Raw genomic sequence first — 9,048 nt, 5'->3', positions numbered from 1 at the left:
TCCTGCCAGTGTTGACTCTGAAGTCGCGTCGCCGATATCCTGAACGAACGGTCGGTAATTATTTCGGGCCGGCATATCGCCGGCCTCGCACAGTGAGGTGACCATCATGACAACCGCGACTGACACTCCGCAGGACCTGACCGCGGAGCAGGAACAGTTCGACAGGCTGATCGCCGAGGACTCCCGGATCGAACCCCGCGACTGGATGCCTGAGGCATACCGCAAGACCCTCACCCGCCAGATCTCGCAGCACGCACACTCCGAAATCATCGGCATGCAGCCCGAGGCGAACTGGATCACCCGAGCCCCCAGCCTGAAGCGCAAGGCCATCCTGATGGCCAAGGTCCAGGACGAAGCCGGGCACGGGCTGTACCTGTACTCAGCGGCCGAAACCCTCGGGACCACGAGGGACTCCATGATGGCGGACCTCATTGCCGGCAAGGCGCGCTACTCGAGCATCTTCAACTACCCGGCACGCACCTGGGCCGACATGGGTGCGATCGGTTGGCTCGTCGACGGCGCTGCGATCGCCAACCAGGTGCCGCTCTGCCGCGCCTCCTACGGGCCGTACGGGCGTGCGATGGTACGCATCTGCAAGGAAGAGTCCTTCCACCAGCGCCAGGGCTTCGAGATTCTGCTTGAGCTGTCCAACGGAACGCCGGCCCAGAAACAGATGGCGCAGGACGCCGTCAACCGCTGGTACGCACCGAGCCTCATGATGTTCGGTCCGCCGGATGAGGACTCGCCCAACTCCCAGCAGTCGATGGCCTGGAACATCAAGCGGTTCTCGAACGATGAGCTGCGCTCGCGGTTCGTGGGCATGATCGTCGAACAGGTCAAGACCCTCGGACTCACCCTTCCGGATGACCAGATCCGCTACAACGACGCCACAGGCAGGTGGGAACACGGCCCGCTCGACTGGAACGAGTTCAAGGAAGTCCTCGCCGGCCGTGGACCGTGCAACGCCCAGCGCATGGAGCGGCGCAGGGAAGCGCACGACGGCGGCGCCTGGGTTCGTGAGGCCGCCGCCGCTTACGCGGCGAAGCAGGCAGCGAAGCGCGCTGACCAGCGCGATATGACAGTAAAGGCGGCGTAGATGGTCAGCGGATCACAGACGGGCGACGACGGCTCCAAGGCTCCCAGCGCGGAGCAACCCGACCACCCCACAGCAGAGCCCTGGCCGCTCTGGGAAGTGTTCGTCCGCTCCTCACGCGGCCTCAGTCACGTGCACGCCGGGTCGCTGCACGCGCCCGACGCCGAGATGGCTGTCCGCAATGCTCGGGACCTGTACACCCGGCGTAACGAGGGCGTGAGCCTTTGGGTGGTCCCCGCATCCGCCATCATCGCCAGCGATCCGGACGCCAAGGGCCAGTTTTTCGAATCGCCGCAGGGCAAGGATTACCGGCACGCCACGTACTACACGAAGAGCGAAGGAGTGAAGCACCTGTGAGCGAATCCAACGCGAGCGCCACCCGCATCACTCCGGGAAACGCGCTGCGGCCCGAAGACATCGCCGCCTCCGGGGTCAAGCCGACCGGGGCTGTCGGGGAGTATGCGCTGAGACTTGGCGACGACGCGCTTATCCTCGCCCAGCGTCTGGGTTGGTGGATTTCCCGCGCTCCGGAGCTCGAGGAGGACGTGGCCCTCGGCAACATCGCCCTCGACCAGATCGGCCACGCGCGTTCTTTCCTGACCTATGCGGGCCATGCCTGGGACAAGACCGAGGACGACCTGGCGTACTTCCGGGGAGAGGACGAATTCCGCTCCGCGCATCTTGTGGAGCAGCCCAACGGGGACTTCGCCCGGACCATCGCACGGCAGCTGGTTATCTCCCAATACCAGTACGACCTCTACTCCCGTCTGGTGAATTCCGCCGACGCCACGCTCGCAGCGATCGCGGCGAAGGCCGTGAAGGAAGTCGACTACCACCGCGATCACGCCCGCCAGTGGGTCCTGCGCCTGGCGCTCGGAACCGACGAGTCACGCCGCCGCATGATCGAAGGGATCCTCCTGACCTGGCCGTACGTCGGGGAGCTATTTGAGGACGATGAGCTCGTGACCTCACTCGACGGCGTCGCGGTCAAGCCGTCCTCGCTCCGCGCCTCGTTCGATGCGGAGATCGAGGCGCTGTTCTCTGAAGCCGAACTCGAGGTTCCGGACGTTCCCGCTTCCGTTGGCGGCGGACGGCAGGGCCGCCACAGTGAACACCTGGGCTACATCCTGGCCGAGATGCAGGTTCTGGCCCGCGAGCACCCGGGAGCAACATGGTAGCCACCCTGCAGTCGCCGCGAACCGCTCGCGAGGCGACTCTCTGGGAGATCGCCGCCACTGTGGCGGATCCCGAAATTCCAGTGCTCACCATTGAGGATCTCGGCGTCCTCCGTGCGGTCTCCATTGACGACGACGGCGCCGCCACCGTCACGATCACGCCCACCTATTCGGGGTGCCCGGCGATGGACGCGATCCGCGACGACATCATCACGGCCCTTGTCTCCAAGGGTCATACGGATGTGAGCGTGAAGCTCGTGCTGTCACCGGCGTGGACCACAGACTGGATGAGTCCGTCGGGCAAGGCCAAGCTGGAAGAGTACGGAATCGCCCCGCCCACCGGTAAGGCCGCCGCCGGCAAGGTGAGCGTGGGGCTGAGCGTCAAGTGCCCGCAGTGCTCCTCGCTGAACACCCGAGAACTTACCCGCTTCGGTTCCACATCCTGCAAGGCGCTCTATGTCTGCCAGGACTGCAGGGAACCCTTCGACTACTTCAAGGTCCACTAATGGCAGTGAAACTCGCACCGTCGACCAAGCGTCGGACGGCCTTCCACGAACTGACGGTCGCTGAGGTTCGACGGCTCACCGAGGACGCCATCGAGGTGACCTTCGCTGTTCCCGAGGAACTGGCCGGGCGGTTCGATTATGTACCGGGGCAGTACGTCGCGCTCCGGACGATGCTCGACGTCGATGGCGAGCCGAAGGAAGTCCGCCGCAGCTATTCCATCTGTGCGGAACCGCGTACTTTCGAAGACGGCAGCAGTGAGATCCGCGTCGCCATCAAAAAGGACCTCGGGGGCACGTTCTCCACCTGGGCCAACGAGTTCCTGAGGGCAGGCGACAAGCTCGACGTGATGAGCCCGATGGGCCAGTTCATCTCGAAGCACCCGATGACCGAAATCAACAACCCCGAGAGCATCGACACGACCACGGAGCATTCCTTCGTGGCCGTCGCTGCGGGTTCGGGCATCACTCCGGTCATTGCCATCGCGCGATCGGTGCTTGCAGCGAACCCGGCGGTGCGTCTGGATCTCATTTACGCCAACAAGGCGGCCATGGACGTCATGTTCCTCGAGGAGCTCGCCGACCTGAAGGACCGTTATCCCGCCCGGTTCGCTCTGCACCACGTGCTCTCGCGCGAGCAGCGCATCTCGCCGTTGCTGAGCGGACGTATCGATGCGGGGAAACTCCGGACCATGCTGACCAGCGTCATCCGGACCGAAGAAGTCGATGAGTGGTTCCTCTGCGGGCCCTTCGAACTGGTTCAACTGTGCCGTGACACCCTTGCCGAGCGGGGCGTGCCGGCTGAGAAGATCCGTTTCGAGTTGTTCACTACCGGTGAGCCCACAAAGCCGGAGGGCCAGATCGGCCGTCCGGTCAGCACTGACGGCAGCGAAGACAGCTACGCCATCAACTTCAACCTCGACGGATTGAAGGGCACCGTGTCGAGCCCCACCCACGCCCGGGAATCCATCCTGAACGCGGCGCTGCGCGTGCGCCCCGACGTTCCCTTCGCATGTGCCGGAGGTGTCTGCGGGACGTGCCGTGCCAAATTGGTCAGCGGAACCGTTGACATGGACGAGAACTACGCTCTTGAGCCGGATGAGCTCGCGAAGGGTTACGTGTTGACGTGTCAGTCCCGACCCACCAGCTCCGAAGTCACCGTCGACTACGACGCCTGATACCTACCGGATATTCATAGAAGAGGAGCGATCGTTGATCGAGTTGATAATCGAGAACGGTGTCGCCGAGATTGTGCTCAACGCGCCGGAGAAGCTCAATTCGCTCGACGAGGACGCTCTTGCCGAGCTGTCGGATGCGTACGACGACTCCGCCTCCGCTGCAGCAGACGGCCGGGTGCGTGCCCTGTTGCTGCGAGGCGAAGGCCGGGCATTCTGCGCCGGTCGCGACATCTCCGGCGTCGAGCCGGAAACGGATGACGCAGTCGCTTACCTCGACGGACTGGTCACCCCGCTGTTGAAGAAGATGTCCGCTTTTCCGGCACCTACGTTCGCTGCGGCTCACGGTGCATGCCTTGGCGTGGGACTGGGTCTGCTTATTGCCACGGACGTTGTTTATGTCGCTGACTCCGCGAAGATCGGTTCACCGTTCGCCAAGCTTGGTGCAACGCTCGATTCCGGCGGCCATTGGCTTTTCACGGAGCGGCTTGGAGCACATCGAACGCTCGACCTCATCTACACCGCCGACCTCATGAGCGGAGCGGACGCCGTCGCCAGCGGTCTGTTCAGTAGGGCATTCCCTGCCGAGGAGTTGCTTCCAGCCACCCGCGTCACCGTTGAACGAGTCGCACAAGGCGCCACTGGTGCGTTCCGGGCGTCGAAGGAGCTCGTCGCTTCCATCCGGGATCGAAGGCTAGGCCTCTGGGAATCAGTGGGGGACGAAAACGCGGCACAGGGCCAGCTGTGCAGCAGCGCCGACTATGCGGAGGGTTTCAGGGCTTTCCAGGAGAAGCGGATGCCGGTTTTCCGCGGTTAGCGGTGATTTCTGACCGGTCTGATACATCGGAGCAACGAGTTCTGCAACGTTTTGAACTCAATAACAGATAATTTCCGGTGGAGGTACCACATTTATTCTTTCGTGGCATTTACTAGGACATGTGGCCGGGGCAGTCCGCCGGGGGGCCTCATGGGGGACGGTGACGTTCAGAACGGGACGTCACCTCCAGAACGGCGGACGCCCGGTCATCCACGCGCTCGCACCTGGACCCTGCCGATAGCGCCCATCGGCCCCCCGGAGCTCGCTGCGCTCGCACCTGGACCCTGCCGATAGGCTTAGGGTTCCAGCCGCGACCCGAGAGGAACCTATGTCCGAGCCGCTCGTTGAACAGTCCCACCCATGGAAACAACTGGGGGACCGGGCGTGGATGCTGCAGACAAATCCCTACGCTCTGAACACAGGGCTGGTGCTTGGGACAGAACGCGCGCTCGTGATCGACACGGGGGCCGGGCCGCAGCAGGCTGCCGAGATCTTCGAGGCGGTGCGGCAGATCACAGAGCTGCCGCTCTGCGTTGTGAACACGCACTCCCACTTCGACCATGTCTTCGGGAACGCGTACTTTGCGGCGCAGGGCGTGGCGGATTTCTGGGCGACCGAGCGGTGCGCCGCCGTCATACGTGAAAGTGGCGAGGAACAGCGGGTGGAGGTCACCGAAGCGGAGCCGGCCATGGCTGCCGGCGAGGGCGAGCACACCGCAGTCCATCCGGCGAACAGGGTTGTGTCCGGATCGCCGGTCGACCTGGACCTCGGCGGCATATCGGTGACCTTGTTCCACCTGGGAACAGGGCACACGGACAACGACCTTCTGGTAGGCGCAGGCAATGTCCTCTTCACCGGGGACCTGGTGGAGGAAGGTGCCGATCCGGCCTTCGAGGACTCCTTCCCGACGGAGTGGATCCGCACGCTGGGCAAGATCGCGGCGCTCGATGATTTGTACGACGTCTTCGTGCCCGGGCACGGGGCCCCCGTGAACGCGGAGTTTGTGGTGACCCAGCTGAACAAGATGCGCAGCGCAGTCCGGGTCACGAAAGTGGCGATGGATGAGGCTTCGGTGGACATGACCAAGGCCATCCCGATCCTGCCGTATGGACCGGAGCAGTCCCGGGCCCTACTGACCCGCCTCCGTACCCTCGCGCACTGGAAGTGGCTGGAGCGGCAGACCGGCAGAGGTTGAGCCCTTTGGAGCGAGGAGTTGTAGCAGGGGCTCGACCTTCGCCAGGAACGCAGCCGCCGTCTCGGCGGCAGAGCCATTCGCCTCGATCACTTCATAGCTGCCAAAGTCAGGAAGGCGCCTGTAGGAGGCGTCGAGAACGCTCAGGAACTCCAGCGTTTCCCGGTCGGTGTTACGCGAAGTGATGCGGGCTTTTGCCGTGCGCGGGTCAACACTGAGGTAAACGACGAGGTCCGGTTTCGGGAGCATGCTCAATAGCCAGGGCAACACGACGCCGCAGGGCAGGCCACGCACCTGCCGAAGAGCGAGCTGGCATTGAAGGTGGCGGTCGAAGATGATGACGCCCCGGCGTCGTCGTGATTGAAGGGTTGAGCGAAGCACCGCCAGGACGCGGAGGACCGTCTCGATCCTGTCCAGCATGCGCGCGCCGAGCATCGACTCGGCGGTTTTTGACCAGCACGACGCCCAGCGGTCAAGGGTGCGCCGTCCGCCGGGATTTCGGAATAACTGGGCGTCGATGCCCCGCTCGTGAAGCTTCTGAATAACCGTTCGCGCAACAGTGGTTTTGCCCGCCCCGTCGATTCCGAGCAGGACCACACGCAGAACCTGTGGATTCCTTGGGAACTGGGTCATTTTGGCCTTTCGCGGGTGTACTCTCTGGAAACAATCATCGCAAGGGCGACTGGGTGAAGACTGGTGGTCCGCAATGAGGGGAGCACCATGAATATCCCACGTAGTGCACTAGGCCTGGTTCTTGCGACGGTGCTGGTCGGCGTCGCCGGTTGCGCGTCCGGCGGTGAACCCACGAGCGAAGCGCCCCCTGCAGAGACCAGCGCCGCGGCAGAGACCACAGCAGAGTCCACGCCCGAGGAGACGGGATCCGCCGAGGAGTCCAGTGAACCCGCCTCGGAGGCACCCAGTGAATCAGCCTCGGAGGCACCCAGTGAAGAAGCACCGGCTGAGGAGATCGTCATTACGATCCGTAACTTCGAGTATGAGATGCCGGAGACCGTTCCGGCCGGAGCCGAGATCACGGTAGTCAACGAGGACACCGCCCCGCATACCGTAACAACCACCGAGACCGAGGACTTCGACGCCATAGTGCAGGGCGGTGAGACCACCACGTTCACGGCCCCGTCGGAAGCGGGCGAGTATTCGTTCTTCTGCACTTACCACCCCAACATGACGGGCACTCTCGTGGTGAGCAGCGATGGCTAACGCAGCCACCCACGGGTCTGTTGCCCGTCCACGGTCGGCACCGCTGATGATGGTGCTTCGTGTCCTCATTGCGGTAGGACTGGCCATCGACGCGTACGTGCACTTTGTCCTCGCTCCGAACTACCAGTTCGCCTACCCGGACGGCATCGGTGGAGGCAACCTCTTCCGGATTCAGGCCGTTGTAGCCATCCTGGCTGCGCTCTATGTCCTGATTCGCGGGAGCCGTCTGTCCTACGCCGTCGCAGCCCTGGTAGCGCTCTCGGCGTTCGCCGCGGTCGTATTGTCGGCCTACATCCAACTGCCGCAGGTCGGACCGATTCCGGCGATGTATGAGCCGCTCTGGTTCTTCGAGAAGACCGCGAGCGCCGTAGCTGAGGGCGTCGCCGGGGTACTTGCCGTCGTCGGATTCTTCCTGGCGCCACGGAAGGATGCCGCACTGCGCTAGCGTTGAACGGTGCGCCAGGAACCGTTCAATCTTCGCAGGATCGCCGTTGGCGCCTACGGTCCGTCGCTTCTCTATGGCGCCGCAACCGGATCGATCGTGCCGGTCATCGTGCTTTCGGCCACCGAACTTGGGGCGGACATTGCGACGGCGGCGCTGATCCTCACCCTGACCGGCATCGGGTCGCTGGTCACGAACGTTCCCGCCACCTTGATCACCTCCCGTTTCGGGGAGCGGTGGTCCCTCGTCGCTGCGTCCCTCTGGTGCTCGGCAGCGATGATCCTCGCGCTGGCCTCAACCAATCTGGCCATGTTCGCTGCCGCGATCTTCATGATCGGCATGGCGGGGGCCGTTTTCGGTCTTGCCCGCCAGAGTTACCTCACTGAGGCTGTGCCCATCCACTTCCGTGCCCGGGCGCTGTCCACGCTCGGCGGAGTCACCAGAATCGGCGTCTTCCTCGGGCCCTTCGCGGGCGCCCTCGCGATGAGCTTTCTCGGGCTCGACGGCGCGTATTGGGTTGGCGCCGTAACCACTTTGATCGCTGCCGTACTGAGCTTCCGTGTGCCGGAACCAGGCAGTTCACACGGCAGATCCGCGCCCGGCGGCACCGGCGGTCAACCCGCAGCTCCGCCGACTCTGCGAGCGATCCTGCGCGCTCACGCGCGGATCTTCGCCACTGTGGGCGCAGGAGTGCTGCTGATCGCAGCGGTCCGCGCCACGAGGCAGGCGGTCCTGCCGCTCTGGGCGCAGGAAATCGGACTGGATCCGACGACGACGGCGCTCATCTACGGTGTCTCCGGCGCCATCGACATGCTCATCTTCTATCCCGCGGGGAAGGTGATGGATGTGTACGGCAGGCGCTGGGTAGCGGTGCCCTGCATGCTGATCATGGGCACAGCGCTACTCCTGCTGCCCTTGACCCGTGATGCTTTCGGCCTCCTCGCCGTTGCCCTGCTCATCGGATTTGGAAATGGCATCGGCTCGGGCATTGTCATGACTCTGGGTGCAGACTTCTCGCCGTCGCCCGGCCGCCCCCAGTTCCTGGGGATCTGGCGGCTTTTGACGGACATCGGCACCATGGCCGGCCCGGGGATTGTGTCCGCGGTGACGGCCGCGGCCTCACTGGCGGGAGGAATCTGGACCACCGGTGGTCTGGGGCTGGTGGGGGCAGTCATTCTGTGGCGGTGGGTGCCGCCGAAGCCACAGCGAGTGCGTCAGTCCTGAAGCTCGGTTCCTCGCAGCCGCGCCTGCGAGGCGAACAGCCAGCACGCCGTCGCGCTCAGCGTAAAGCCGACGCCGACAATGAGCGAAAGACCCGACCAGAAGAAGAGGGGAGTGCCGGCAGTGCCGGGGACAGGAGCAGGACCAATTGCCTGCACGTACAGGTACAGTCCGGAGGACAGGGCGAGCCCGATGAGACCGGGAACCCAGCA

Annotated in this window: 11 protein-coding genes and 1 pseudogene; 10 read left to right on the top strand and 2 right to left on the bottom strand. The window is 64.1% G+C overall.

What is annotated here, in order from left to right; translation table 11 throughout:
* The first annotated feature begins 106 nt into the window (after positions 1–106).
* From paaA to RIF85_RS10395, 7 genes are all read left to right on the top strand, one after another.
* Positions 107–1,096: a 1,2-phenylacetyl-CoA epoxidase subunit PaaA gene (paaA, locus tag RIF85_RS10425; protein ID WP_309071843.1), complete on the top strand. Its 990-nt coding sequence runs from the start codon at positions 107–109 to the stop codon at positions 1,094–1,096.
* On the top strand, positions 1,097–1,450 hold the full coding sequence (paaB, locus tag RIF85_RS10420; RefSeq protein ID WP_309071842.1) for a 1,2-phenylacetyl-CoA epoxidase subunit PaaB: 354 nt from the start codon (positions 1,097–1,099) through the stop codon (positions 1,448–1,450).
* Positions 1,447–2,271, top strand: a complete 825-nt coding sequence (gene paaC / locus RIF85_RS10415; protein ID WP_309071841.1) for a 1,2-phenylacetyl-CoA epoxidase subunit PaaC — start codon at positions 1,447–1,449, stop codon at positions 2,269–2,271. The genes paaB and paaC overlap by 4 nt, the downstream gene beginning before the upstream one ends.
* Positions 2,265–2,774 carry a 1,2-phenylacetyl-CoA epoxidase subunit PaaD gene (paaD, locus tag RIF85_RS10410; protein WP_309071840.1) on the top strand — a complete coding sequence of 170 codons (510 nt, stop codon included), beginning with the start codon at positions 2,265–2,267 and terminating at the stop codon, positions 2,772–2,774. Before paaC ends, paaD begins: the two co-directional genes overlap by 7 nt.
* On the top strand, positions 2,774–3,949 hold the full coding sequence (gene paaE / locus RIF85_RS10405) for a 1,2-phenylacetyl-CoA epoxidase subunit PaaE (protein ID WP_309071839.1): 1,176 nt from the start codon (positions 2,774–2,776) through the stop codon (positions 3,947–3,949). Before paaD ends, paaE begins: the two co-directional genes overlap by 1 nt.
* Positions 3,950–3,983: 34 nt before the next feature.
* A complete protein-coding gene (locus RIF85_RS10400) occupies positions 3,984–4,763 on the top strand; it encodes an enoyl-CoA hydratase/isomerase family protein (RefSeq protein WP_309071838.1) in 780 nt (259 codons plus the stop codon).
* A 328-nt stretch (positions 4,764–5,091) separates the two neighbouring features.
* Entirely contained in the window at positions 5,092–5,958 is an 867-nt protein-coding gene (locus tag RIF85_RS10395; RefSeq protein ID WP_309071837.1) for an MBL fold metallo-hydrolase, read from the top strand.
* Here the strand turns inward: RIF85_RS10395 and RIF85_RS10390 are convergent.
* Positions 5,893–6,588, bottom strand: a complete 696-nt coding sequence (locus tag RIF85_RS10390) for a dTMP kinase (RefSeq protein ID WP_309071836.1) — start codon at positions 6,586–6,588, stop codon at positions 5,893–5,895. The genes RIF85_RS10395 and RIF85_RS10390 overlap by 66 nt on opposite strands.
* A gap of 87 nt (positions 6,589–6,675) precedes the next feature.
* On the opposite strand from RIF85_RS10390, the gene RIF85_RS10385 reads away from it, so the two are divergent.
* From RIF85_RS10385 to RIF85_RS10375, 3 genes are read left to right on the top strand one after another with little or no spacing between them, the layout of a single operon-like run.
* Entirely contained in the window at positions 6,676–7,173 is a 498-nt protein-coding gene (locus RIF85_RS10385; protein ID WP_309071835.1) for a cupredoxin domain-containing protein, read from the top strand.
* Entirely contained in the window at positions 7,166–7,618 is a 453-nt protein-coding gene (locus tag RIF85_RS10380) for a hypothetical protein (protein WP_309071834.1), read from the top strand. The genes RIF85_RS10385 and RIF85_RS10380 overlap by 8 nt, the downstream gene beginning before the upstream one ends.
* Before the next feature lie 9 nt (positions 7,619–7,627).
* Positions 7,628–8,839, top strand: a complete 1,212-nt coding sequence (locus tag RIF85_RS10375; RefSeq protein WP_309071833.1) for an MFS transporter — start codon at positions 7,628–7,630, stop codon at positions 8,837–8,839.
* On the opposite strand, the pseudogene RIF85_RS10370 reads toward RIF85_RS10375, so the two are convergent.
* Positions 8,830–9,048: pseudogene (locus RIF85_RS10370) on the bottom strand (hypothetical protein); the annotation flags it as partial. The gene RIF85_RS10375 and the pseudogene RIF85_RS10370 overlap by 10 nt on opposite strands.

The organism is Arthrobacter sp., assembly GCF_031179385.1.
Lineage (GTDB): Bacteria > Actinomycetota > Actinomycetes > Actinomycetales > Micrococcaceae > Arthrobacter_D.
Note: the sequence above shows the minus strand (reverse complement) of the source record. Positions and strands in the feature narration are given on the sequence as shown.